Annotated in this window: 21 protein-coding genes; 12 read left to right on the top strand and 9 right to left on the bottom strand. The window is 35.0% G+C overall.

The annotated features are described in order from the left end of the window. Positions 1–189 precede the first annotated feature (189 nt). Together AC4FQ3_RS15925 and lpxA are read left to right on the top strand one after the other, a co-directional pair. Positions 190–753, top strand: a complete 564-nt coding sequence (locus AC4FQ3_RS15925; protein WP_491182489.1) for a Crp/Fnr family transcriptional regulator — start codon at positions 190–192, stop codon at positions 751–753. A gap of 62 nt (positions 754–815) precedes the next feature. Further along, positions 816–1,589, top strand: a complete 774-nt coding sequence (gene lpxA / locus AC4FQ3_RS15920; protein WP_491182488.1) for an acyl-ACP--UDP-N-acetylglucosamine O-acyltransferase — start codon at positions 816–818, stop codon at positions 1,587–1,589. 5 nt (positions 1,590–1,594) lie between these two features. Here lpxA and AC4FQ3_RS15915 read toward each other — a convergent pair whose 3' ends face one another. From AC4FQ3_RS15915 to AC4FQ3_RS15880, 8 genes are all read right to left on the bottom strand, one after another. Further along, complete coding sequence (locus AC4FQ3_RS15915; protein ID WP_491182487.1) at positions 1,595–2,701, bottom strand: pectinesterase family protein; 1,107 nt, start codon at positions 2,699–2,701, stop codon at positions 1,595–1,597. A gap of 79 nt (positions 2,702–2,780) precedes the next feature. Beyond that, positions 2,781–4,085, bottom strand: a complete 1,305-nt coding sequence (fucP, locus tag AC4FQ3_RS15910) for an L-fucose:H+ symporter permease (protein ID WP_491182486.1) — start codon at positions 4,083–4,085, stop codon at positions 2,781–2,783. 121 nt (positions 4,086–4,206) lie between these two features. Then, positions 4,207–4,650: a MaoC/PaaZ C-terminal domain-containing protein gene (locus AC4FQ3_RS15905; protein ID WP_463459670.1), complete on the bottom strand. Its 444-nt coding sequence runs from the start codon at positions 4,648–4,650 to the stop codon at positions 4,207–4,209. Positions 4,651–4,813: 163 nt separating this feature from the next. Further along, the gene (locus AC4FQ3_RS15900) at positions 4,814–5,893 is read right to left on the bottom strand and encodes a Gfo/Idh/MocA family protein (protein WP_491182485.1); all 1,080 of its coding nucleotides are present in this window, start codon (positions 5,891–5,893) and stop codon (positions 4,814–4,816) included. Between the two features lie 33 nt (positions 5,894–5,926). Further along, positions 5,927–7,171: an ABC transporter substrate-binding protein gene (locus AC4FQ3_RS15895; protein ID WP_491182484.1), complete on the bottom strand. Its 1,245-nt coding sequence runs from the start codon at positions 7,169–7,171 to the stop codon at positions 5,927–5,929. Then, positions 7,171–8,310 carry a CaiB/BaiF CoA transferase family protein gene (locus AC4FQ3_RS15890; RefSeq protein ID WP_491182483.1) on the bottom strand — a complete coding sequence of 380 codons (1,140 nt, stop codon included), beginning with the start codon at positions 8,308–8,310 and terminating at the stop codon, positions 7,171–7,173. Before AC4FQ3_RS15890 ends, AC4FQ3_RS15895 begins: the two co-directional genes overlap by 1 nt. Positions 8,311–8,315: 5 nt before the next feature. Further along, positions 8,316–9,461, bottom strand: a complete 1,146-nt coding sequence (locus AC4FQ3_RS15885) for a CaiB/BaiF CoA transferase family protein (RefSeq protein ID WP_491182482.1) — start codon at positions 9,459–9,461, stop codon at positions 8,316–8,318. Then, on the bottom strand, positions 9,458–10,606 hold the full coding sequence (locus AC4FQ3_RS15880) for an ABC transporter substrate-binding protein (protein ID WP_491182481.1): 1,149 nt from the start codon (positions 10,604–10,606) through the stop codon (positions 9,458–9,460). Before AC4FQ3_RS15880 ends, AC4FQ3_RS15885 begins: the two co-directional genes overlap by 4 nt. 342 nt (positions 10,607–10,948) lie before the next feature. Between AC4FQ3_RS15880 and AC4FQ3_RS15875 the strand changes: the two genes are divergently transcribed. From AC4FQ3_RS15875 to AC4FQ3_RS15835, 9 genes are all read left to right on the top strand, one after another. Further along, a complete protein-coding gene (locus AC4FQ3_RS15875; protein WP_491182480.1) occupies positions 10,949–11,713 on the top strand; it encodes an SDR family NAD(P)-dependent oxidoreductase in 765 nt (254 codons plus the stop codon). A 190-nt stretch (positions 11,714–11,903) separates the two neighbouring features. Continuing rightward, on the top strand, positions 11,904–12,758 hold the full coding sequence (locus AC4FQ3_RS15870; RefSeq protein WP_491182479.1) for a fumarylacetoacetate hydrolase family protein: 855 nt from the start codon (positions 11,904–11,906) through the stop codon (positions 12,756–12,758). A 17-nt stretch (positions 12,759–12,775) separates the two neighbouring features. Further along, positions 12,776–13,789 (top strand): zinc-binding alcohol dehydrogenase family protein, encoded by a 1,014-nt coding sequence (locus tag AC4FQ3_RS15865; RefSeq protein WP_491182478.1) that lies wholly within the window; start codon positions 12,776–12,778, stop codon positions 13,787–13,789. Between the two features lie 86 nt (positions 13,790–13,875). Next, positions 13,876–14,673: an SDR family oxidoreductase gene (locus AC4FQ3_RS15860; RefSeq protein WP_491182477.1), complete on the top strand. Its 798-nt coding sequence runs from the start codon at positions 13,876–13,878 to the stop codon at positions 14,671–14,673. Positions 14,674–14,679: 6 nt separating this feature from the next. After that, entirely contained in the window at positions 14,680–15,510 is an 831-nt protein-coding gene (locus AC4FQ3_RS15855; protein WP_491182476.1) for an amidohydrolase family protein, read from the top strand. A gap of 380 nt (positions 15,511–15,890) precedes the next feature. Further along, positions 15,891–18,032 (top strand): bifunctional aldolase/short-chain dehydrogenase, encoded by a 2,142-nt coding sequence (locus AC4FQ3_RS15850; protein ID WP_491182475.1) that lies wholly within the window; start codon positions 15,891–15,893, stop codon positions 18,030–18,032. A 428-nt stretch (positions 18,033–18,460) separates the two neighbouring features. After that, complete coding sequence (locus tag AC4FQ3_RS15845) at positions 18,461–20,962, top strand: L-rhamnose mutarotase (protein ID WP_491182474.1); 2,502 nt, start codon at positions 18,461–18,463, stop codon at positions 20,960–20,962. Between the two features lie 147 nt (positions 20,963–21,109). Further along, positions 21,110–22,174, top strand: a complete 1,065-nt coding sequence (locus tag AC4FQ3_RS15840) for a Gfo/Idh/MocA family protein (RefSeq protein WP_491182473.1) — start codon at positions 21,110–21,112, stop codon at positions 22,172–22,174. Further along, positions 22,171–23,751 (top strand): sodium:solute symporter, encoded by a 1,581-nt coding sequence (locus tag AC4FQ3_RS15835; protein WP_491182472.1) that lies wholly within the window; start codon positions 22,171–22,173, stop codon positions 23,749–23,751. The genes AC4FQ3_RS15840 and AC4FQ3_RS15835 overlap by 4 nt, the downstream gene beginning before the upstream one ends. Before the next feature lie 233 nt (positions 23,752–23,984). On the opposite strand, the gene AC4FQ3_RS15830 is transcribed toward AC4FQ3_RS15835, so the two are convergent. Continuing rightward, on the bottom strand, positions 23,985–25,199 hold the full coding sequence (locus AC4FQ3_RS15830; RefSeq protein WP_491182471.1) for an MFS transporter: 1,215 nt from the start codon (positions 25,197–25,199) through the stop codon (positions 23,985–23,987). A gap of 99 nt (positions 25,200–25,298) precedes the next feature. On the opposite strand from AC4FQ3_RS15830, the gene AC4FQ3_RS15825 reads away from it, so the two are divergent. Next, the gene (locus AC4FQ3_RS15825; protein WP_491182470.1) at positions 25,299–26,117 is read left to right on the top strand and encodes a helix-turn-helix domain-containing protein; all 819 of its coding nucleotides are present in this window, start codon (positions 25,299–25,301) and stop codon (positions 26,115–26,117) included. Positions 26,118–26,455: the final 338 nt, after the last annotated feature.

The raw sequence follows: 26,455 nt of genomic DNA, 5'->3' as shown, positions 1-26,455 counted from the left end.
AAGCCCGCCTGCGCAGATGGTACTGCAGTTATGTGGGAGAGTATGTCGTCGCCTTTCTTTTGAGAATCCTCATCATTCATTTGATGGGGATTTTTTGGTTTTACTCCTTTTTGGTTTTTCTTTTAATATAAATCTTACCTTGTTGTTGTGCTAATATTGATAAATTTGTTACTTTAATTATTTAAGATAATGACAGAGTTAATTAATGTAATCAATAGTTTTCAGGAATTAGATTATGAAACTGAAGAAGCTGTAAAGAAATATTTCATTTTAGAGAAGTTTAGAAAAGATGAATTCATTATCGGAGAAGGTAAAATATGCAAAAAAATATATTTTATTAAATCTGGGGCAATCCGTAGATTTTCTTTGGAAGATGGGATAGAAGTTACAAAATGGATTTATACCGATAATCAGTTTGTTACTTCATTGAGTAGTTATTTTGAGCAAAAACCTTCATTTGAAAGTTTTCAAACTTGTGAAGAAACTATTGTTTATTCTTTGTCATATTCTGATGAATTAATTTTATTGGAATATCCTTTATTTTCTAAGTTTCATATCAAACAGCTTCGTTTATACCTTTCTAAAATAAATGAGTTTCATCATTTATTCAGAGTAATGAATGCTCAGGAAAAATATATTTATTTATTAGAATCGTTTCCTCAAATTATTTTAAAAGCCAAATTAAAACATATTGCTTCACTTATTGGAGTTAGCCAGGAAACCTTAAGCAGAATTAGATCTTCAATTAATTGATCTTAGGTCAATAAAACTCATTTACTTATTTTCAATATTTGCCTTTATTAAATAATTGGAAATTGAAAAATACTATAATTGGTAAAAAAGCAGTAATTGGTAAAAATGTTCATATCGGAAACTTTACTACAATCGATGACGATGTGATAATTGGAGATAATACTTGGATAGGGAATAACGTGTCTATTCTTAATGGAGCAAGAATTGGAGAGAATTGTCAAATACATTCTGGTGCCGTATTAGCAGGTCTTCCACAAGATTTGAAATATAATGGTGAGTACACTTTGTTAGAAATTGGAAACAATACTATTATACGGGAATTTGTAACGATAAATAAAGGGACTTCTTCAAAAGGGAAAACAATTATTGGAGATAAGAACTTAATAATGTCTAATGCGCATATTGGTCATGATTGTACCATTGGCAATAATTGTATTATCGGATTTAGTGTTGGAATGGCTGGTGAAGTTATTGTTGGCGACTGGGTAAACATTAGCGGTTTAACTGCCATTCATCAATTTTCTATTATTGGAGAACATTCCATGATAAGTGGGTTAAGTCGCGTTGTAAAAGATATTCCACCGTATATAACTGCAGGACGTGAACCTTTAAGTTATGTTGGTTTAAATCTTATTGGTTTGAAAAGAAGAGGTTTTAGCTTAGAAAAGATAAATGAGTTGCAAGATATTTATAGAGTTCTTTTTCAGGAGAAAAGAAATACAACTTTTGCTTTAGAGTTTATTGAAAATTCATTTGAGAAAACGGTTGAACGTGACAAAATTATTGATTTCGTGAAATCTTCAAAAAGAGGAATTATAAAAGGTTTTAATTATTGATGTTTTTATTCAAATCCTTTTTCAAAAACGGAATCAGCTGTTTTAATTTTTTTTGATGGCAATATAGATTTACATTGTTCATTTTCGATTATGGGATTCCAATCTTCTTCAAGTTTGTTGGCTGTAGTTGTATTTGCTGCAAATATTTTTTCTTTTGTGTATTCTGAAGCTTCCGTTTTATTTAATTGATGTGACCATGAAATACGATTTTTTGGATTATAACCCGGACCGTAACAATTGTATTCGGCATAAAAAGTAGTTTTCCAATTATTGTATGCTTTATGTTCTGGATCTTCGGACCATACTGACCAGCCTTCGGGTATAATATGTGATTCTTCAAAACAATGAATAAAAACCACATTTGCGCCAGCTCCCCATGGTCTTCCTAAAGAAACTTTTGTAACGGCCTCCTTCGAATATGCCATTATAACACAATCTTTAAATACAAAGCCATATTTGTTTTTGCCAACATCCTGATTGCTTGCTGTGATGTACGAATCTCTTTTGCTTTGTATAAAACAGTTTTCAAATAAAGCGATACCCGAGCCAAAAATAAAATCTGTAGTACCGTCAATGATACAATCCTTAATATATGTCCTTTTGTTTGCCTTTAGATAAAAAGTGTCCTGAAAACCGTTTATTTTGCAATTGTGAAAAATTGATCGATCACCATTTACCATTAACACTACTGCCTGACCACCTTTTTTATATTGAGGCAAATTACTGTCTATTGTATTTTCGAAAGTGATATTTTCGGCAAAGAAATCATTTGCTTCGATCAGAGTACTGAATGATTTGCTTGTACCTCCTGCAATTTCTGCATAATCATCATAAGTAAGAATAGTGTTTTTATAAGATTCTCCAAGTAACATTACATTTTGCTTGGCAGAATTTAGCTTTATTTTTTCTTTATAAACTCCAGCTTTCACATAAATAATAGTACGTTTTATGCTATTGTCTGGAACGGCATCAAACGCATCTTGCACTTTAGTAAAAGTTCCACTTCCATCTTTAGCAACAATAATGTCGTAAATCTGTTTGTTTTTTTGTGCAAATAATGTACTGTTCAAAACAAGTAGAAGTAGAGAAGTGGTTTTAATTATCTTTTTCATTTTGGGTACAAGAATTTAATTATAAAAGAATTCCCAAGCTGATCTAACTTGGGAATTATAGAAAATCAAAAATTAATTATTAAGAAACGACATTTTTTACTTTATGCCCAAACACTCCAAAATAAAGAATGATAACAAAGCACAACAGTGGAATAATATAGCCGGATTGAATGTCATCGTGCTTCATATCAATTAAAGTTCCCATTCCATATGGCAGGATCGCACCACCTACAATTGACATAACCAGCCATGAAGATCCAGTTTCTGTATTTGATTTTAAGCCAACCAATCCTAGTGAAAAAATAGTTGGAAACATAATTGACATAAAAAATCCAATTCCACCAAGTGAATAAATTACGTAAATTCCAGTTCCGTAAATTGCTACCAAACAAAGGAAGATACTAATAACACAATAGATTGAAAGCAAGACATAATCCTTCACGAACTTCAAAAAGAAAGTTCCAATAAAACGACCAGCCATAAAAAGAAAACCATAAATACCCAAATAATATCCGGCTGTTTTTTCATCTAATCCTGCTCCTTGTTGAGCAATTCTAATAAAAAAGCTTGTGATACAAACTTGCGCGCCTACATAAAAAAATTGTGCAACAACTGCCCAACTTAAATGAGAAAATTTTAAAACAGAGAAAAAACCAGGTTTAACTTCAACTTCTGTGTGTTGTGGTTTCATAGAAGGCAAATGCATAAAGTAGAATAATATAGCTACTAAAACCAACACACTTCCCAAAATGATATAAGGTAACTTTACAGCAGAGGCTTCTTCTAATAAGTAAGCTGCTTTTGTAGCATCCGGCATCGCGGCCATTTGTTCTGGTGTATGTGTTTTTCCGGATAAGATAAATAACGAACCAACAATTGGTGCAACCATTGCCGCTAAACCATTAAATGATGCTGCTAAATTTAATCTTTTTGAAGACGATTCCGCAGGTCCTAAAATGGCAGCGTACGGATTTGCACTTGTTTCTAAAATGGTTAATCCGCAGCCAATTACGAATAAAGCAAATAGAAATAATTCGTAAGTTCTTGTATTTGCAGCAGGAACAAATAGAAAAGCACCGGTAGCAAAAACTAATAATCCGGTAATAATGCTATTTTTATAACCAAACCTTTTAATCAGCATTCCTGCGGGAATCGCCATTATAAAATAAGCAAAAAACACAGCAGTGTCAATTAAAGTAGATTGGCGATTGTTTAATTCACATGCTTTTTTAAGATGCGGTATTAAAATAGAATCCAGATTATGTGCCATTCCCCAAAGGAAAAATAAGCTGGTAATTAAAATAAAAGGCAATAGATATTTATTTCCTGTTCCTTTTTCTGTAGCGACTTCATGTTGATCGCCAATTTGGTTGGTTATTTGCATAGTTAGTTTTTTTGCCACGAAGGCACAAAGTCACAAAGTTTTATTAGAATTTTTCTTTGCGTTTTGTGTCTTTGTGAGATTGTTTTAATGTGCTGGCTTAGTATCTTAGAAGCTCAGCAACTTAGTTACTTTTTTTAACTAATAATAAGTGATCACATACAAGAACCACTTCACCACGTTGATTGATAATTTCTACGTGTTCTGTTACGGTTCCCATATCTGGTTTTTTAGCTTCGCCTTTTTCAGAAATTGTAATTTCAGAATGGATAGTATCACCAATATGAACTGGTTTTACAAATCGCATACGATCGTATCCTTTAGAAAAAGCTTCAGGATTTATTTCAGATGCGGTCAGGCCGATTCCGATACTAAAAACCATAGTTCCGTGCGCAATGCGTTGTCCGAAAGGCTGTGTTTTGCACCATTCTTCGTCCATGTGATGCGGGAAAAAATCGCCTGTGTGACCCGCGTGAACCACAAAATCGGTTTCGGTAATTGTTCTGCCAAAAGTGACGCGCTTGTCGCCAATTTGATAATCTTCAAAAAATGTTGATTTGAAATACATAATTTTTTTGTTTTCACCATATAAGTGATATAAGTTCATTTAATACTTTGCGTCAAGATTAACAGACTTATATTAATTGCATGGCTTATTAATTTTTTTGATTGTAGCTTATATGATTTTAAGTTTTTGTCTGCGTAAACTGCGTTAAATGACCTTATATAAATTATATGGTAAAATATAATTCATTAAGTGAAACTCCACCGCTTTCGTTACTGATATAGCAGGCTTCAACTACTTTCATTGTATCCAGAACATCTTGAACGCTTGCTAATAATTTGGTATCAGAACCTTCTTTGAAGCGCATTAAATTTGACATTGTTCCAATAAAAGCTTCCGGGAACCACGAACCTTCCAGTTCGATTTTTTTCCATTCATATTCACCATTTTTATTTTGTACTGAATATTCAAATTCGTCAGGCAAACCATCCGGATAATTCATCAATAAACCCATTTTTGCTTTAATAGCACCTTTTGTTCCTTCCCACTTAATGTAACTTTCTTCGTGTTTTGGTCCAAAATGATGATCGTGATTCGTATTAATGACCACATGTTTGTCTTCACCATAATCTAAAATAATAGTAGATCGGCTTGAGGATAATTTTTTTAAGGGATGTTTTGCCGTTTTTGCCATCACACTTTTCGGATTACCTAAAAACGAACGTATGCAATCGATATAGTGAACACTGTGAAAAAGAATTTCCAATCTGGGATGTTCCTTAATAAGCGGAAACAATTCCCAAGGCGTATTTACGGTAACTTTAAATTCTAAATCATATAAATCTCCAATAATTCCTTTATTGATTAAATGTCTTGCAGCGCTTACAAAAGAGGCAAAACGCAATTGAAAATTGATTCCGGCAACTAATTTTTTCCTTTCACAAACCGCAACAATTTCTCGGGCTTGCGCCAAATCATTTCCCATAGGTTTTTGAATAAGCACAGCTGCACCATCTGGAAGTTGTTCTAAAATTTCGATGTATTGATCAGGAAGAACGGTAATGTCATAAACAGCATTTGAAGGTGCATGTTTAACAGCTTCTGCAACATTTTCAAAAACATGTTCAATTTTAAATTGTTTTGCCAAATCGTGTGCTTTAGAAATAGTTCTGTTTGTAATACCAAAAACGGTAAAACCCGCCATTTCATAAGCAGGCAAATGGGCATCTTTTACAATTCCGCTTGCGCCAATAATAATAATGGGTTGATTCGTTTCTGGTAATTTTGGTTTATAGGGAATATTCATATCTAATCTTTTTTGAGTTAATCTTTGTCAAGTTTAAACTTTGATAAAGATGTCATGCGTTATATTTTGAATTGCATTTTGAGTTTCTTCTAATAAAATCTGAGATGAAATATCACTTTCAATCGCTTTCAAAACCATTTGATCTATTAACTCTGCTACTTTTGGCCAAACCGGAGTTTGTGGCAAAGTCAAAGCATTTTCATGAAGCATTTCGAGTTTATGATAAAACGGAATAATTTTATTGATATCCTCATCATTCCAGGTTGATTTTCTACAGCCAATTCCGCCTTCATTGGTCAATAATTTATCGCTTTTTGGAGAAGTCGCAAATCGTAAAAAATCATAAGCAAGTTCTTTTTGTTTACTTCCAATGCCAATGGTATACAACCAATAAACATTCAAAGAAGCCGTTTTGTGATTCGGATCGGAGGGAAGTTCTGTAATATCAACTTTGCCTTTTACCTTCGATTCTTCAATTACTTCGCACATCGAAGCAAATCCAAACCAGTTAATTGCCATCGCAGCTTGTCCTTCGGCGAAAGCCAAACCCGCTTCTACAGAACCAAAACTTTTCGATTTTGGATGAACGGCATTTTTATTGTTTACAATATTTCTATAAAAATCTAAAGCTTCAATTGCTACAGATTGATTAATGTTAATTTTATTTTGATGATCAAATAACGATCCGCCTCGTGTCCACAATTGCAGGCAAAAATCAAAAACCATATTGTGACCATCCGGATAATTGGCAAAAACACAACCGTATAGATTTTCTTTCGGACGATTAAAAAACTCAGCTATCTGAACAAATTGTTCCCATGTTTTTGGAGGATTTAATTCGTAGCCAAATTGATTTTTGAAGTTTTGCTTTTCAGTAAAATCTTCAAATAAATCTTTTCTAAAAATCAAACATTCCGGTCCATCATGAAAAGGAAGTCCGTAAACACTATTATTTATTTTCTGCAATTTTAATAACGATTCATGCCATCCTTCAGGATAATCCTGCGGAGGATTTTGATCGATAAATGATGTTAAATCCAGAACCGCTTTTTCATTTACAGCATCAAAAATCCAGTCGGTATTAATGTGGGCAATATCCCATGTTCCATTTTTTAAACCTTTATTAGTTATGGTTTGTTCATAAAGGTCATGCAATTCTAGAGGAATCATTTCGGCTTCAGCCTGAATATTATTCTCCAGGCAAAACAAATCCCATAACTTTTGAAGCGTACTTTCAAAAGGATCAAATTTTCTAACTGCAATTCTTATTTTCTTCATTATACAGTTATAAATTCTTTAATAATCTTTTCATTATCCTGTCCTAATTTCGGTGAGCCTTTTCCCGAAGTCAAATATTCGCCGTCAATTTTTATCGGACATCTTGTAGTTTGGTACGAATATCCATCCAGCATTTCAACCTTCTGAGTAAAGTCTAAAACTTTAAATCCTTCTTCGGCAAAAAGCTGTTGATAGTTCAAAACTCCTGCACACCAAATATCTGCAGGTTCTAAAATATTCAGCCAAAAATCAGTATTCTGAGTTTGTAAATGTTCTGCCAGAATATTTTTGATTTCATCTCGTAAATGAAATTTATTTTCAGGGAATTGTAATAATGCGTCACATTTTAAAAGCGAAGCCAAAACAGGAATCGAGCCCATTGCCAAAGCCAAATAACCATTCTTAGTTTTATAAATTCCGTAAGGCGCGCCCAAATAAGCATGCGCATTATTGGTTTTGGTACGAACGGGTAATTCACCGCCATCATTAAAAAAAGTAGTAATGGTTTCAAATTGAAAATCAAAAGCAGATTCTAACATACTTACCTGAACAGAAGCACCAATATTCTGAGTCGCTTTTCGATATAAAGCTGCTAAAATTCCCTGAGCCAAATGAGCTCCGGCCAACATATCGACAATTGATAATCCCATCGGAACCGGACCATCTTCCTGATTTCCACTCAACCATGTCAAAGCTGTAAGAGATTGCAATAATAAATCCTGTCCCGGTAAATCTTTTAAATCCGGATGCGTACCAAAACCAGAGATCGATCCATAAATTACATTTGGATTTATGGCTTTCACTTCTTCATAACTCAATCCAACGCGTTCCATAACGCCCGGTCTGAAATTATGCATGACAACATCGGCTTTAGCCAATAATTTTTTTAATTTTTCGAGTTCTTCCGGTTGTTTAAAATCAATGGCGAATGATTCTTTATTTCTGTTAATCGTATGAAAAACAGAAGATTCTCCGTTCATAATTAAATCAGAAGTATATAAAGTTCTGCAGATATCTCCCGTTCTCGGTTTCTCAATTTTTATAACGCGCGCGCCCAGATCAGCCAAACGTAAACTCGCCGACGGACCAGAAAGAAACTGGCTAAAATCTACTATTAAATAATCTTCTAAAGGTTTCATTTCTTTTATTCGCTTAAAAATTGTTCGTGTATTTTTATATTATCTTCTCCAACTGAAGGAGCCGCTTTTTTACTAGTTAAAATTTTTCCGTCAAGCTGAATGGGACTTCTTGTAGTCACTAATTTTTCTCCGGCAGAATTTTGAACGGTTTGTTTCAATTGTAATTCATTTACAAAAGCCTGATTGTCTAATTCTTCATAATTCAAAACTTTTCCACACCAGATTCCTTCTTTCTGAAGCAAATTCAACCAATAATCTGATGTTTGCGTTATTATTTTATTGGCTAATAAATTTCTGATTTCATCTCTAAAAGTAAACCAGTCTTGTTTATCAGAATATTTGGTTAGATCGACTCCCAAAGTTTTTCCAATGAAAATTAAATCACCCATTGCAAGGGAAATATAACCGTCCTGAGTTTGATAAACTCCGTAAGGTGCGCTAAGAAATGCATGCGCACTTCCTTTTACATCGCCTCTTTCCGGTAATTGTCCGCCATCATTTAAGAAAGAAGTAATCGCTTCAAACTGAACATCCAAAACAGATTCTAATAAACTGACTTCTACCAAAACACCTTTTCCGGTTTTGGCTCTTTTCAATAAAGCCACTAAAATTCCCTGAACAAAATGATTGCCGCACATTAAATCGGCTACAGCCAAACCAAACGGAACTGGTCCCTGACTTTTTCTGCCGCTCAACCAGCTTAATCCGGAAAGCGATTGTAATAATAAATCCTGTCCGGGTTTCTTTGCCCACGGACCAATATTTCCGTAACCTGTTATTGTTCCGTAAATTATTTTCGGATTAATAGTTAGGGTTTCATTAAAATCCAATCCTATTTTTTCCATCACACCAGGTCTGAAATTATGCGTCATAATATCAGCTTTGGCTATTAATTTTTTGATCAAAATTAAATCTTCCGGGTTTTTAAGATCAGCCGCAAAAGATTCTTTATTTCTGTTAATCGTATGAAATAATAAACTGCTGTCGTCAACAAAAAGATCTTTGATGCTTAATTGTCGGCAAGCCTCGCCTTTTATTGGTCGTTCAATTTTAATAACGCGCGCACCTAAATCGGCCAATTTTAATCCGGCAGAAGGCCCTGCTAAAAACTGGCAGAATTCTAAAACAACTAATCCTTCTAGTGGTTTCATACCGTTATTAAATTTAGAGATTTTGCATAAAGCGAATTCATTGCTTCTAAAACCAAATCTTCATCTCCGCCTTTCATCAAATAATCACGAACCACATCGCCTGCATGATCCTGAAAATACATATGTCCGGAATATCTCGGGCGCAAAAATGCTCTTTCTAAAGTAGGCAACGTATTTTTAAAATAATCATGAGTTAATGAATTGATTCGTTCACTTTTCCATGCCTGAAGATGTCCGGGTTGTCCGCCATTATCAGCAAAAATATTTTGTTGTGTATGAGATGATCCTGTAAATTCAGCATATTGAATAGCTTCAGGAATGTGTTTGCTAAATGAAGAAACAGCCAATCCCGTTCCGCCCAAAGAGCTAATCATTAGATTATTATTCAAACGAACCAAATCGTAAAAATGAAGCAATTTTCTGCCATATCCTGTTCTCGAATAATTAGAATATCCGTAAGCAAAAGGGCAGTAGGCAATTTCATCTGAATTTACCATCGCTTCATAAACCTGAATTGGGTTTCGGTTAAAATTTGCCGGATCAATTAATTGTGCTAATTCTCTAAACATCTGCAAAGCTTTTTTTCCTGTTTCCGGAGAAATAACTTTTTCTGTAGATTGAAAAGGGGCTTCGCCCAAACTACAGCAAAACATATAAAAACTCATTAAAACGTCTACCGGAATTCCTGCAAAAGCAACTAATCCTTTTTTGGCCAGAGCCAATAAATCATCATAAGTCTGCGGCACTTTTAAGCCTTCTTTTTCTAAAATATCCAAACGAGCTGCTGCAACCGGAGTCGCTGCATCAATTGGCAATGCCCATAATTTATTGTCAAAAACGTAACTTCCGTAAGAACGTCCAACGGTATTTACTTCCTGATCTTTTATATATTCTGATGATAAATAATCTGATAAAGGCAAGATGCTTTTTGAGTGCGCACCAAAGCCTGTCCACGGATGATCGATTACAAGCAGATCAAATCTTTTTGCTAAATCTTCGATCGAAGCATCTGCAAATTCCTGTAAACTTCTTTTCTCCCAGGTAATTTCAACTCCCGGATTTAATTCTGTAAATCGCTGAGCCGTAGCAACCATTGGCAATAAACCTCTTGTATGATTCCAGGTTATCCCTTTTAATATCGTCATTTTTGGTAAAATTTATATGGATGGATTTTATTCGAAAAATAATAAATGTAAAAAACACAATTACAAAAATAGAAATAAGATTGAATTGAACAACAGTTGATGACTTTATTAACACTCATTTTTTGAAGTATGTTAATCTTAATGGTAATTTTTTTACAAACGGTGTAAAAAATGTTATAATTTATTAAAGTTTACTCATTTTAGGGCATTCATATGAAAATATATCTCAAATATTAATATTAAAATATACTTTTGTAATTGTGGTTTTCACATTTATTAAATTGAAATGATTTTTTGAATGTTAGAGCGACATCAAATACTAAATGACTTAATAATTATAACATGTTTTCATTAAAAAATAAAAAAGCAGTCGTAACCGGAGGAGGCAGCGGAATAGGAAGAGCAATTGCAACTTTGTTCGCCAAACAAGGTGCAGAAGTTCACATTATAGATTTAACAATCGAAAGTGCGAAAGAGGCATTAGACGAAATTTTAAATTCTGGAGGCAAAGCTTTTTCTTATGCCTGTAATGTGGCAAATCAGGAAGAAGTAGTAGCAACATTCGAAAAAATTGGTAACATTCATATTCTAATAAACAATGCCGGAATTGCGCATGTTGGAAAAGTCGATACTACGCCAGCAGTTGATTTTGATCGTGTTATGGATGTAAATGTAAAAGGTGTTTATAACAGTTTGTTTGCGGCGATTCCGCAATTCCGACTTTCAAAAGGCGGTGTAATTGTCAACATGGCGTCTATCGCGGCATGGGTTGGTATTCCCGATCGCTTTGCATATTCTACAGCAAAAGGCGCCGTTATGGCCATGACATTATCTGTAGCGAAAGATTATATAGGAGAAAATATTCGTTGCAATTCTATTTCTCCGGCAAGAGTTCACACGCCATTTGTTGATGGTTTTATTTCGAAAAACTACGCAGGTAAAGAAGCAGAAATGTTCGAAAAATTATCGCAATCACAACCAATCGGCAGAATGGGAAAACCAGATGAAATTGCAGCTCTCGCATTATACCTATGCAGCGACGAAGCTGGATTTATCACAGGCTGCGATTACCCAATCGACGGAGGATTTATCAAATTAAATAACTGAGAAAAGGTACTAAGGTTCTGAGATACTAAGATTCTAAGGTTTTTTAGACTTAGGAAATCAGTTTCCATAGCTATCGAAATACAGCGCAACAACTTTAAAGTAAATTATTAAAAGGGTTAAGATTTTGAGCACTAAGAAAAAACCTTAGAACCTCAGAACCTTAGTACCTCAGAACCTTAAAAAAAAAGATATGAAATTAATACGTTTTGGAGAAATAGGAAAAGAAAAACCAGGAGTTTTAATTGGTGAAAAAAGATATGATGTTTCGTCAATTGTAACAGATTTTAACGAAAGTTTTTTTGAAGAAAACGGTTTAGAAAAATTACAGAAAGCATTAGAAAGTAATCCGACTTTACCAGAAGTTGATGCAAATGTGCGTTTAGGTTCTCCGGTGGCGAGACCTTCAAAAATAATCTGTATCGGTTTAAATTATGTAGATCATTGTAAAGAAACCGGTGCGCCAATTCCAACAGAACCAATCATCTTTTTTAAATCGACGACTTCATTATGCGGTCCTGACGATGATGTAATTATTCCAAAAAACAGTGTAAAAACAGATTGGGAAGTAGAGCTTGCATTTGTTGTAGGAAAAAAAGCAAGTTATGTTGAAGAGGCAGAAGCTTTAGATTACGTTGCAGGTTACGCTTTATTGAACGATTACAGCGAAAGAGAATTTCAAATTGAGCGTGGCGGACAATGGGCAAAAGGAAAAGGTTGCGACACTTTTGCACCACTTGGACCCTTTTTGGCGACAAAAGATGAAGTGAAAGATGTTGATAATTTATCGATGTGGCTTAGTGTGAATGGTAAAAAATACCAGGATAGTAACACGTTGAATTTAGTTTTTAAAATTCCGTTTTTGGTTCACTATTTAAGTCAGTTTATGACATTGCTTCCTGGCGACATCATCAGTACAGGAACGCCTCCGGGAGTTGGTTTGGGAATTAAACCAGATCCAATTTACCTTAAAGCCGGCGATGTTGTAGAATTAGGAATTGAAGGTTTAGGAACAAGCAAACAAACAGCAGTAGCATACTCTAAATAATTAAAGAAAAATCTAAGATGAAATTTATAGTATGTGAAAAACCACAGGAATTTATTCTGAAAGAAAAACCAATTCCCGAACCAAAAGACGGGGAAGTTTTACTGAAAATAAAAAGAATAGGAATTTGTGGTACCGATATTCACGCTTTTGGCGGAACACAGCCTTATTTTGAATATCCAAGAATTTTAGGTCACGAACTTGCTGCAGAATATGTTAAGGGAAATGCCAAAGGTTTTGAACCCGGCGATAAAGTAACTTTTATTCCGTATTTCAATTGTGGGAAATGTGTTGCCTGCAGAAACGGATTGACGAATTGCTGTGTCAATATTAAAGTTTTCGGAGTACATATTGATGGCGGAATGGCGGAGTATGTAACCATTCCCGAGCAATATTTACTTCAAGGTCAAGGACTTGATTATGATGAATTGGCATTGGTTGAACCATTGGCAATTGCAGCGCACGGAGTTCGAAGAGCTGCTGTAAAACCAACGGATACTGTTTTAGTAATGGGCGCCGGACCAATTGGTATCGGATTAATTCAGTTTGCTAAAATTGCCGGAGCCAAAGTAATCGTGATGGATATCAACGAATACCGATTGGGTTTTTGTAAAGAGGAATTGAATGCCGATGAAACTATAAATCCGTTGCATGATGATGTCGCTCAAAAACTGGCAGAAATTACAAACGGCGATATGGCCAATGTTGTGATTGATGCAACCGGAAACAGAAATGTGATGAATAGTGCTTTTAATTATATTTCTCACGGCGGAAGATTTGTTTTGGTTGGACTTCAAAAAGGAGAATTGAGTTTCAGTCATCCTGATTTCCATAAAAGAGAATCGACTTTAATGAGCAGCAGAAATGCGACTATTGAAGATTTTGAATATGTAATGGATTGCCTGAAAACAGGAAAAATTGATCCGAAAAAATACATTACACATAGAACCAATTTCTCAGAAATGATTACTGATTTTGGACAATTAATTGATCCGAAAAATAATGTAATTAAGGCGTTGATTGAGATAGAATAACTCACACTCAAAGAAACCTGACAGATTTTTATCCCGAGATTTCGGGACTGTCAGGTTTAGCTAGATAACCGTAATAACCACAAAAAATGGATTTAAATTTAAAAAACAAGATAATTGTTGTTTCTGGTTCTGCCGGAAAGCAGGGAAGTATTGGGGAAACGATCCTTAACCGAATTGCTGATGAAGGTGGAATTCCGGTAATAGTGGACAGAAACAGCAGAGGATTTGGTTATGCAGAAGCAATTCAGAAAAAAGGAATTGATGCATTATTTGTGCAAACAGATGTTACTAATCCTGATGAAGTTGAAAATGCCGTAAAGAAAATCATTGAAAAATACGGAAGAATCGATGCCGTAATTAACAACGTTGGTGTAAATGACGGCGCAGGTTTGGATGCGACTTACGAACAATTCATGGATTCGTTGAAACTGAATGTAGTAAGTTATTTTTTATTGGTAAAATATGCACTTCCATACCTAAAAGAATCAAAAGGAAATATTTTGAATATTGGTTCAAAAGTGGCTTTGACCGGACAAGGCGGGACTTCTGGTTATGCTGCTGCGAAAGGTGGAGTTTTGGGATTAACCAGAGAATGGGCGGTAGATTTAATTCAGTTTGGAATTCGTTCGAACGCCATTATCATTGCCGAAAGTTATACGCCGGCATACGAAGACTGGATTGATACATTACCCGACGGCGAAGCTGTTTTGAAAAAAATCAATAAAAGTATTCCGTTTGAAGGCAGAATGACTAAAACAGAAGAAATTGCAGATACCGTACTTTTCATAATCTCAAATCGTTCGTCGCACACAACAGGACAATTTGTTTTTGTTGATGGCGGGTACGTGCATTTAGATCGCGCATTAATCAACGATGTAAATTAAAAAAGCATGAATAACCGAATTGATGCACATCAGCATTTTTGGAAATTCGATCCCGTAAGAGATAGCTGGATAGATGAATCGATGCAGAAAATTCAAAGGGATTTTTTGCCCGAAGATCTTTTGCCGTTGCTTCACGAAAATCAGTTTTCAGGTTGCGTCGCCGTTCAGGCAAATCAGTCCGAAGACGGAACTAATTTTTTAGTAAATCTGGCAGCAAAAAATGATTTCATAAAAGGAGTTGTCGGTTGGGTCGATTTGCGCGGTGTAACAATCGAAGAACGATTACATTATTTTTCTTCGAATAAAATAATTAAAGGATTTCGACATGTTGTTCAGGGTGAATCCGATGATTTTATGCTGAGAAAAGATTTTCAAAACGGAATTTCAGCCTTAAAAGAATTCAATTTTACGTATGATATTCTTATTTTTCATAGACAATTACCGGCTGCGATAGAATTGGTAAATCAATTTCCGGATCAGCCTTTTGTAATTGATCATATTGCAAAACCCGATATAAAATCAGGCGATATTTTGTCCTGGAAAAAAGGAATTGAGGAAATTTCAAAAGTTGAAAATGTCTTCTGTAAAATCTCAGGAATGGTCACAGAAGCCGATTGGAAAAACTGGAAAACCGATGATTTAAAACCATATTTAGATGTCATTTTTGAAAATTTTTCTGCTGATAAATTAATGTTCGGATCAGATTGGCCGGTTCTCAATGTGGCTTCAGATTATACAGAAGTTGTAAAAACCTTGGAAGATTATATCGCTCAATTATCTGTCGAAAATCAGAATAAAATCTGGTATGAAAATGCCAAATCATTTTATAGGCTTTAATTTTAAAGTGATAATTTTAAACAAAGTGCTTTCAAGTTGATGAATTTGAAAGCACTTTTTTTTGTTTTTAGCAATTAATTTTTTAGAATTTCGATAGATGAAGTCTATTTTAAATTCATTTCAAAAAACACTTTTCCTAATGACTTTAATTTGTTTTTTGAATGGTAAAACTTTATAGTTTCTGCCTAATTTTCATGTAATTACGAGTCTTTTTTGGATTGCTTTTTTAAAATACTTTCCTCCTTCTTTGTACGATATTTTGTTGTTAATATTTAGTTTTCAGTTGAATACGTTCTTTTTCATAAAGGATAGTACAGGATAGTTATGTTTTTTACATTCTCTTATTTTACACAACAAGATTACAACCAAAACAATTATAGATGTCGAATACAAATACCAAACATATGAATTTTAAGCACGTGAGCTACCTTTGGGATGAAGCCAAAGCAGCAGCCTTGGCAGGGGATGAAGTAGCGCTTTTCATTTATCGTTCTAATTTACTTGGAGCCGATTTAAGATTGACTAATTACGGAGGAGGAAATACTTCGGTTAAAATTACTGACAAAGATCCTTTGACTGGTGAAATCTCAGAAGTAATGTGGATCAAAGGTTCAGGCGGCGATATCGGAACTCTGACCAAATCGGGCTGTGCGGCATTGTATTTAGAAAGACTTCGTAATCTGGAAAATGTGTACAGAGGCATAGAATTCGAAGATGAAATGGTAGAATTGTTCAATCATTGTATTTTTGATTTGGCTTCAAAAGCACCGTCAATTGACACACCTTTACACGGATTTTTACCCTTCAAACATATCGACCATTTGCATCCCGATGCAGCTATTGCCATCGCGGCGGCCAAAGACGGCGCAAAAATCACCGAAGAATTATTCGACGGAGAAATTGGCTGGGTAGGCTGGCAGCGCCCAGGTTTTGATTTGGGATTACAACTAAGATCTTGCCTTGAAGAAGCGGAGAAAAAAGGAAAAAAATTAAGAGGAATCATGCTCGGTTCCCACGGACTTTTCACCTGGGGAGACACAGCGTATGAAAGTTACATCAACACGCTTGAAGTCATTGAAAAATGCGCGACATATTTAGAAAATAACTACGGAAAAAAACGTCCTGTTTTTGGAGGGCAAAAAATAGAAAGTCTTGTTGAAGCATCAAGAAAACTAAAAGCGGCAAAAGTAGCTCCAATTTTAAGAGGATTCTGTTCTTCAGAACGTCAAATGATTGGACATTATACCGATGATGCAAGAGTTTTGGAATTCATTAATTCAAATGATTTGGAAAAATTGGCTCCGCTTGGAACTTCTTGTCCGGATCACTTTTTAAGAACCAAAATCAGTCCGCTTGTTTTGGAATTGGATCCAAACGAAGATTTATCAGATGTAAATGCTATCAAAGCAAAATTACAGCCTGCTTTTGAAGCGTACAGAGCAATGTACAAAGATTATTACAATGCCTGCAAAAAGTCAAATTCACCAGCAATGCGTGACCCAAATCCTGTTGTAATTTTATACCCTGGAGTTGGAATGTTCACTTTTGCCAAAGATAAAACGATGGCACGTTTGGCATCAGAATATTATGTGAATGCGGTAAATGTCATGAAAGGCGCAGAAGCAGTTTCAGAATATACTTCACTTCCGCATCAGGAAGCTTTTGATATCGAATATTGGTTATTGGAAGAAGCCAAATTACAAAGAATGCCAAAACCAAAAGCACTTTCAGGAAGAGTTGCCCTTATTACCGGATCAGCCGGAGGAATAGGAAAAGCAATTGCGAAGAAATTTGCTCAGGAAGGTGCTTGTGTTATCATCAACGACATTAACGAAGAAAGACTGGAAGAAGCTACAAAAGACTTCATAAAAGCATTCGGAAAAGATGCAGTTTCAAGTACACTATTAAATGTAACCGACGAAAGCAGCACAGAAAAAGCCTTAGACGAAGCTTGTCTTGCTTTTGGTGGAGTTGATATTGTGGTAAACAATGCCGGAATCAGTATCTCAAAATCTATCGCAGAGCACACTTTGGAAGAATGGGACAGATTATACGATATTCTGGTAAAAGGACAATTTATAGTTTCAAAAGCCGGAATCGAAGTAATGCGTAAACAAGGATTTGGCGGAGATATTGTAAACATTGTTTCCAAGAATGCAGTTGTAGCAGGACCAAACAATCCGGGTTATGGATCGGCAAAAGCAGCTCAGGCACATTTAACGCGCCTTATGGCAGCAGAACTGGGAGCGGATAAAATCCGTGTCAATACGGTAAATCCTGATGCTGTAATTTCAGATTCAAATATTTGGTCTGGAGGCTGGGCAGAAGGAAGAGCCAAAGCGTATGGTATTACGGTAGAAGAATTGCCGGCGTATTATGCCAAACGCACCTTACTCAACGAAATCATATTGCCTGATGATATTGCCAATGCGTGTTTTGCTTTTGTTGGCGGTTTACTGGATAAATCGACAGGAAACGCACTAAACGTAGACGGCGGGGTATCAATGGGTTTCTATAGATAAAAATAGTTTTTTTTAAGTTTGTTTAAGCAAAAGTGGTTTTTTGTGATCTAGCGTCCGACATTGTCGGACGTTATTTTTTTATATCTATTTATTTTACCGCAAAGAGCGCAAAGTTTTTTTTACTCTTAGCTTTCATGACAAAGGAAAGTTCGCAAAGCTTGTATTGATTTAGCTTTGCGAACTTTGTGTTTTTCAAAGCATTCTAGGATAAAAATCTTTGCGTTCTTTGCGGTAAAAATGTATAATGTGTAAAAAACACACTTATTTTAACAATATGCAGGAAGGTACAGGACACTTATATTTTAGCCTTACTTTAAATTGGTGCCAATTAATGGTAAAATGTTAAAATTGTCGAGATTATAAGTTTTTGATTCATAAAATTTATAGTTTGAATTATTTTTAAGCATTATAAAAATCAAAAAGATAAAATGCGTTTAACGATCCTACATAAAATATTTCTAGCTTTTTTAATGACATTTTCTGTTTCTTCAGTTTCGGCTGCTGAGATTTGGGTTTCAACAACCGGAAAAGATACAAATGATGGTACCAAAGCAAATCCTTTGGCAACCGTGCATATGGCAATGAGAAAAGCCAGAGAATTGCGCCGCCTAAAAGATCCTTCCATAAAAGACGGTATTCATATTATAGTACAAAACGGAACGTATTATTTAAACGAACCATTATTTGTAAGACCAGAAGATTCGGGAACTCCCGAAAGTCCAACCACAATTGAAGCCGATGTAAATGCAAGACCCATAATCAGCGGAGGATTTGAAATTAAAAACTGGAAAAAAGGCGCAACGATAAACGGAGTAAAAAAAACAAATATTTGGGTAGCCGATGCGCCTCAAAAAGCAGGTGAAATCATCAATTACAGACAACTTTGGGTAAACGGAAAAAAAGCCGTTAGAGCCAAAAGTACCTCCGGAAATCAAATGGACAGAATTCTTTCCTGGGATGCCACAACAGAAACTTGTTGGATTCCATTCAAAGATAAATCCATAAAGTACGAACCCGGAATGGAAATGTTTATTATTCAGTGGTGGTCAACGGCGAATCTGAGAATCAAAAATATTGAAGTTCAAAAAGACAGCGCACGACTTTCATTTGAACAGCCGGAAAGTCGTATTCAAAGTGAACATCCATGGCCAGCACCGTGGATTTCAAAAAATAATGGGAATTCTGCCTTTTTCTTAAACAACGGAATCTCCATGTTAAATGAAGCCGGAGAATGGTATTTGGATAAAAAAAATGCCAAAATCTATTATATTCCAAGAGAAGGCGAAGATTTAACTTCTGCAAAAGTTACCGTTCCCGTTTTAGAGAATTTAGTCGAAATCAAAGGAACTATCGATTCTCCGGTTCATCATTTTAATTTCAAAGGAATTTCATTTCAATACAGCAATTGGCTTCGTCCTTCGCAGCAAGGCCATGTTCCGTTGCAGGCCGGAATGTATTTATTGGATGCTTATAAATTAAAAATCCCCGGAACTCCAAATCAGGCGAATTTAGAAAATCAGGGTTGGGTTGGTCGACCAAGAGCGGCTGTTGAAGTTAATTATGCCAATAATAATCGATTTGAATCGTGTCGTTTTGAACATTTATCTTCAACAGGATTAGATTTTAATAAAGGAACAAATCACAATACTATCAAAGGAAATTTATTTAAAGATATTGGAGGAAACGCTATGAGTATTGGTGTTTTTTCTGAAAAAGCTTTTGAAGCACATTTACCATTAGTAATCAAAGATGAAAGAGAAATTTGTTCTGATGAATTAATTTCAGATAATTTAATCACGAATGTTGCCAACGAAGATTGGGGATGTTTAGGAATTGCAGCGGGTTTTGTGAAAAATCTTACGATAGAACACAACGAAATTTCGGATGTTGCTTATAGTGGAATTTCAATGGGCTGGGGTTGGACGCACACCAAAAATGTGATGGAAAACAACAAAATCTTAGCCAACAAAATTCATCATTATGCCAAACATCTTCATGATGTTTCCGGAATTTACACACTTTCGTCACAGCCAAACAGTCGAATAGAAGAAAATTATATTGATAAAGTATACAATAGTCCATACGCACACGATCCGTTTTTATGGTTGTATTTGTATACAGATGAAGGAAGTCAGGGTTTTACAATCAAAAATAACTGGATTGCAACCGAAAAAATCTTAAAAAACAATAACGGTCCCGAAGGCAATATCTGGGAGAATAATAATCCGTACGTAAGCACAAAAATTAAAAAAGCTTCCGGAATTAGAGCGCCTTACACAGACTTATCAAAAGAAGTTATTATTGATGAAAAATGGGGCTTACAGGAATTACCAAAAGCCGTTGCAATCGAAATGATAGGTTCTGATTTTGATATCGAAAAAGTAAAATCAACTATAAAAGGTTTCAGAATTGTTGGTGAATCATTGTACCAATGGAAAAATCATTTGGTGATTTACGGAAAAATGAATCAGCCGGAAAGAACGAAAAAGAAGTTGGCTCTCGCTTATCCATCGGCACAAATAAAAATTTACGAAAACCCGATTTATGATTTCCAGAATTTTGAAAGATGCAAAGATTCAAAACCGGCTTCAGAATGGGAAAATATAGTTTTAACGGCAAATTTAGTGGATGACGAAAAATTGCAAAAAGAGTATGTAGATTATCACACGACTCAATTTGAAAAATGGCCGGAAATCGCAAAAGGTTTCTGCAATGCCGATTTTCAGCAATTGCAGGTTTTCAAAAATGACAGACAATTAATGTTGATTATCAGTATTCCGAAAGGAGAAAATCTGGATAAACTGAATCCGAAAACAACAGAAAATAATCCCCGTGTAGACGATTGGAACGCCTTAATGAAAAAATACCAAACCGGAATCGAAGGAGCAAAACCAGATGAAACCTGGATTTTCTTAAATAAAGTAAACTAATAAAAGGCCACGAATTCACGAATTTTACTAATCGTTGAGCTAATGATTTTATTAATTCGAATTGTATTATAGGAATATTAAAAGAAGAATTGAAGGAAAATAAATTCGTGAATTCGTGGCGGAAAATAATTTAAACCAATAACAAAAATGTTAAAAATCGCCATTTTAGGACTCGGAGAAGGTCGAAGCACAATGTCGGCAGCTTTAAAAAGCTCAAAATTAGAGCTTGTAAAAGTTTGCGACAGAAATGAAGACTTGTGTAAACAAAGAGCAAAAGAATTTGATTTTCAATCTTATACAACAAATTATGATGATTTATTGAATGATGCAGCAATTGATATTATTGCCATTTATACACCGGATCATCTGCATGCCGATCATGTGAAACAAGCTTTGCTTCACGGAAAACATGTAGTTTGTACCAAACCTTTTATTGATAATTTGGCCGATGCAAAAGAGTTATTGGCATTGAGCGAGAAAACGGGAAAGAAAGTATTCATTGGTCAGAGTTCAAGATTTTTTGAGCCCGCAAAAAGACAAAGAAATGATTTTGAAGCAGGATTAATAGGTGATTTAATTACAATCGAAGCGCATTATCACGCAGACCACAGATGGTTTTTAGAAAAAGAATGGTCATTATTGCAATCTTTCAAATGGCTTTACGGAGGTTTAAGTCATCCTGTAGATTTCATCAGATGGTATTTGCCAAACATTGAGGAAGTTATGGGTTATGGAATGATCAGCAGTAACGGAAGTGTCGCTGGATTAAAAAATGAAGATACGATGCATTTTATTTTCAAAGCAACCGACGGAAGAATTGCCAGAGTTAGTGGAGTTTACACTTCACCAACGCAGCCAGCTCAAAGAGATAGCGGAATGAGCACCATTCTAAGAGCGACCGAAGGCGCAAGTCAGGCCGATTATCACGAATTGCGTTACGCGGTTACGACAAAAGATGGCGAAGAAAAAGTAATAACCTGGGGCGATGCAGCCTTAAAACATTATTTCCGTTTTGAAGGGCAAAGCCATCACGCAGGAGAATATCAAAATTATCTGGAATATTTTGTGGATAGTATAGAACAAGATTTCACAGCTTATCCGGACATGAAAGAAGGTATCGGAACTGTGGCTTTATTACAGGCGATGGATAAATCGTTACAAACCGGAATGCCAGTTAAAATAGCTGATGTTTTAAAAGAATATGAGCTATGAACAGTATTTACGATAAGTTAACAACCTTAGATTTTATCATTGTTGCCGTTTATTTAGTAGCTTTATTAATTATTGGTTACGTAGTAAGTGTGAAACAAAGCAAGAAAAATGAAACACTTTTTCTGGCCGGGAATTCGCTAAAATGGTACAGCATTGGGTTTAATATGTGGGGTACCAATGTTGGTCCGTCCTCCTTATTGGCTTTTGCAAGTATTGGTTATGCAACCGGAATTGTAGCAGGAAATTTTGAGTGGTATGCTTTTGTTTTCTTACTGCTTTTGGCCATGGTTTTTGCACCGCGTTATATTGCGAGCAAAGTGAGCACGATGCCGGAATATATGGGAAAACGTTACGGCGACAGCACGCAAAATATTTTAGCCTGGTACGCTTTGGTGAAAATCTTGGTAAGTTGGTTATCGTTAGGATTATTTAGCGGAGGAATTTTGGTACGCCAAATCCTCGGAATTCCGATGTGGCAAAGTGTTACCGTTTTAGTCATTTTTTCTGGAATTTTCACCTTCGCAGGAGGTTTGAAAGCCATTGCAAAAGTGAATGTTTTTCAGATGCTTTTATTAATTGTCGTTTCATTGACATTATCTTATTTAGGATTGCAAAAAGTAGGAGGTATTAGCGCCTTAATTGCCAAAACGCCTTCAAATTTTTGGAATTTAGTACAGCCCGCAAGCGACGCACATTATCCGTGGCCGGCTATTTTGTTGGGATATCCGGTTGCGGCGGTTGCTTTTTTCTGTACCGATCAATCGATGGTACAGAGTGTTTTGGGAGCGAAGAATTTAGAGCACGGACAATTGGGAGTAAATTTCATTGGCTGGCTAAAAGTATTGGCGTTGCCTTTGTTTATTTTACCGGGAATTCTGTGTTATGTTTTATATCCTGAATTAGGCAAAAATTCTGATCTCGCTTATATGACAATGGTGACTAATTTATTCCCAAGTGGAATGAACGGTTTGGTTATTTGTGTCATGATTGCCGTTTTGGTGGGAACAATTGGTTCGTCATTAAACGCATTAAGTACTGTTTTTACCAATGATATTTATGTAAAGAAAATAAACCCGACGGCGACTATCAAGGAACAAATTAAAATTGGACGTATCACAATTGCGGCCGGATGTTTGTTCGCCATTTTGATTGCCGTTGCCATTGACAATATAAAAGGACAAAATTTATTTAATATTTTTCAGGCCGTTTTAGGATTTTTGGCGCCTTCATTGTCTGTTGTTTTTTTGCTAAGTATTTTTTGGAAACGCACCACAAAGAAAGCCGTAAACGCAACATTATCCTGGGGATCTGCTTTTAGTTTATTTGTTGGGGTTTTATATTTATGGATTTTCCCTGCTGATAAATATCCAGTTTGGCCTCACTTTTTATTAATCTCATTTTACATTTTTGCAACATTATTACTATCAGCAATTTTTATTTCATTAGCAGATAAACATCCTGAGATTAATTTTTCAGATGAAAGTGATATTCCTAAAACTAGTAAGAAAGTGAAGATTCTGTTTGGTTTATTGGGATTGACAATTTTGGCTTTGTATTTTATTTTTAATGGAAATTAAATTTTAAACATAAAAACATTCAAACATAGCCCGTGGTTTCAACCACGGGAAACGTAATATGAATAAACGTAATGTTATATATCTTGCATTCCAGTGGTTGAAACCACTGGCTATGTTTGAACAAATCATTAAATAAAAAACACATAGCATTTCAACAGAACGCTATGTGTTTTTTATTTAAATGAAATGCCTTTTTCAGACAATCCAGATACTATGTTTCTATGTGTTTACAATTATTTCTCAACAGCCTTCCTCTTCTCCAAATTAGGCAAAAATCCAGTAATTACTCCAATTAAAGGAAGAAATGCACAAATCTTAAAAACATATTCAATACTCGTTGCATCGGCGATTCTTCCTAAAATAGCAGAACCCAAACCACCCATTCCAAAAGCAAATCCGAAGAAAAGACCAGCAACAAGTCCTACTTTTCCAGGCATTAATTCGGTGGCATAAACTAAAATGGCAGAGAATGCCGAAGAAAGAATTAACCCGATGATAACAGACAAAGTTCCAACCCAAAATAAAGATACATAAGGCAATAACATTGTAAAAGGAGCAACCCCAAGAATAGAAACCCAAATCACATATTTTCTTCCAAATCTATCACCGATAGGTCCCCCAATTAAAGTTCCTGCGGCAACAGCACCCGAAAATAAAAATAAATAAACCTGCGATTGTTGAATACTAATGTGGAATTTATCAATAAGAAAAAAAGTATAATAACTTGTAATACTGCTCATATAGAAGTATTTCGAGAAAATCAAAACCAATAAAATGATCAGTGAAGTAGTTACAGTTCTTTTCGATAAATGATGCGTTTCGATTTGATGAGATGATTTATTAGCATTTCTTAATGACAAATGTTCGCTGTACCAAAGTGCAATTTTATACAAGGCAAAAATTCCAACAATAGCGATAATACAAAACCAAGCCACATAAGATTGACCGTGTGGAATAACGATAAATGCCGCCAACAAAGGTCCGATAGCACTTCCTGCATTTCCACCCAATTGAAAAATAGACTGCGCCAATCCTTTTTTTCCGCCCGAAGCTAAATGGGCAACTCTCGAAGATTCCGGATGAAAAATCGAAGATCCAATACCAATTAAACTAACAGACATTAACAAATAAGTAAAGTTTGTAGCAATCGAAACCAGAAAAAGTCCAACCATTGTAAAACACATTCCGATTATTAAAGAAAAAGGTTTTGAATTTTTATCCGTATACATTCCCACAAAAGGCTGTAAAATCGAGGCAACAATTTGGTACGTAAAAGTGATAATTCCGATTTGAGAAAAACTTAAATTAAAATTTTCCTTTAAAAGAGGATAAATAGAAGGAACAACAGCTTGTAAAAGATCATTAATTAAATGAGAAAAACTAATGATAAATAAGATCGAATAAGTAGTTTTTTTAAGTATATCAGGATTTGCTTTAATAGTGTCCATGAGTTATTTTTTGATTTTTAAATAAGTTAAAAACAACAGCTGTATTATTTTTTACAAAGGTTAAAAGAATAATAATGTCAGAATTGCTATATTTGGACAATGAATAACCAAATTCGGACATATCGATTAGCGCAGGATTACGGATACCAAATTGATTCTTCAAGACCAGTTATTGGGTATAGTGAAATGGTAACCAATGAAATATGTATTTCACACTTTCATCCCAGAGGGCAGCTTATTTATGCTACCCGTGGTGTAATGAATGTTGTAGTAGGCAATAATATTTGGGTTGTGAATCCTTTGCAGGGCTTGTGGCTTCCGGGCGGAGTAGAACATCAGGTTACTTTTCAGAAAGACGTTAATTATTACAGCGTTTTTATCGATCCGTCGGCAATGAAAGGCTTACCCATAAACAGTTTTTCCTTTGATATTCCGATGTTTTTAAAACAGTTGATTTTCAAAATTATTTCTTTTGGAACGAATGGAAATCTTACGCCTTCGCAAAGAAGAATCAGCGATGTTTTTTTGGATGAATTAGCTTTAATTGAACCAAGTGCCACTTTTTTGCCAACAACCAATCATGAAAGATTGCAAAAAGTTGTCGAGCTTTTACTGAACGATGTAGCAAGTAAAAACACGATTGATTATTATGCCGAAATTTCGTTTATGAGCACCAGAACTTTATCCCGATTATTTATTAAAGAATTGGGAATGAACTTTAGTGACTGGCGAACCCGATTAAAATTATTAGAAGCCATAAAACGTTTAGGGGAAAAACAATCCATAAAAGAAATAGCCTTCAATTTGGGTTATGAAACTACAAGCGCTTTTATTTATATGTTTAAAAAGCATTTAGGGAAAACACCTTCCAATTACATTTTAGAAGATCAAAACGATTCGGAAAAGATGATTGCTTAAATCATAATCCTAAAATCAGAACGTCGATAAAACGGATTCGCTTTTGCGAAGACGCAGATTGAAACGGATTTTTTCTTCCGGTTCTCTTAATAGCTTTGTCAAAGTTTTAAACTTTGACAAAGCTCGCAGGTTTGCTATAATTAAAATCTGTGTAAATCAGCGTCTTTATGAAGTAAATCCGTTTCATCAGCGTCCCAAAAAATTCCAACATCGTTTTTTTTAGTACTAAAAAAGTGATAACTGATAATTTTTCCCTTAAAAAATTATCAAAGATTACTGTTTGTTATGAAATAACAGGACACTACAGGTTGGCAAATGTGGAAATAACACTTATCTTT

The sequence above is a fragment of the Flavobacterium sp. AK-345 genome (genome assembly GCF_058310175.1).
Note: the sequence above shows the minus strand (reverse complement) of the source record. Positions and strands in the feature narration are given on the sequence as shown.